Annotated in this window: 1 protein-coding gene; it reads left to right on the top strand. The window is 55.6% G+C overall.

What is annotated here, in order from left to right:
* Positions 1-2: 2 nt before the first annotated feature.
* Positions 3-832: N-acetylmuramoyl-L-alanine amidase (locus ACTHUM_RS15860; protein ID WP_440403402.1), on the top strand; the 830-nt coding region annotated here is incomplete at its 3' end.

The raw sequence follows: 832 nt of genomic DNA, 5'->3' as shown, positions 1-832 counted from the left end.
ACATTCTCCGTCAAGGCACAGGACTACTTCTCACCCTCACGCCCGTTGGTGCCGCATTGGCCAAACCGGCCTCTCCTGCGCAATTCCTTGCCGTCCGCAGTTGGCCGGCGCACGCCTACACACGCGTTACCCTTGAGAGCAACCACTCGATGAAATACCAACATTGTATGTTGGACAACCCCAGCCGGTTGGTTGTAGATATTCAAGGAGCGGAAATCAACAGCGTCCTGCAAGGCATTTCCAGCAAAGTGCTGTCTAACGACCCTTTTATCCGCAGCATTCGTGCTGGTCAAAATACGCCCAATACCGTGCGTATCGTCATCGACCTCAAACAAAGCTCCCATCCGCAAGTCTTTGCGCTCGCCCCCGTCGGCAACTTCAGAAACCGCTTGGTTATCGACCTCTATCCGCACGGCGCAGATGCCAACGACCCGATGATGGCCTTGCTCAACGGCAATGTCCCCAAACAACGTCCGAATACCAATATCGCATACGACACCCCTGCCCCTAAAAACAATCGCGGCAGCGGCGGCAACCGCCGTCCCGTGATTATGATTGACCCCGGTCACGGTGGCGAAGACCCCGGCGCAATCGGCCCGAGCGGCCTCAAAGAAAAAAACGTTGTACTCTCCATTGCACGCGAAACCAAAAAACGCCTCGAAGCCTTGGGTTACAACGTATTCATGACGCGCAACGAAGACATCTTTATCCCATTGGGCGTACGCGTTGCCAAAGGCCGTGCACGCAATGCCGACGTATTCGTGTCCATCCACGCCGATGCCTTTACCAGCCCGTCCGCTCGCGGTACCGGCGTATATATGCTCAATACCAA

The organism is Neisseria sp. P0021.S006, assembly GCF_051956895.1.
The sequence above is the reverse complement of the archived record's forward strand: the minus strand, read 5'-3'. Positions and strand labels throughout refer to the sequence as shown.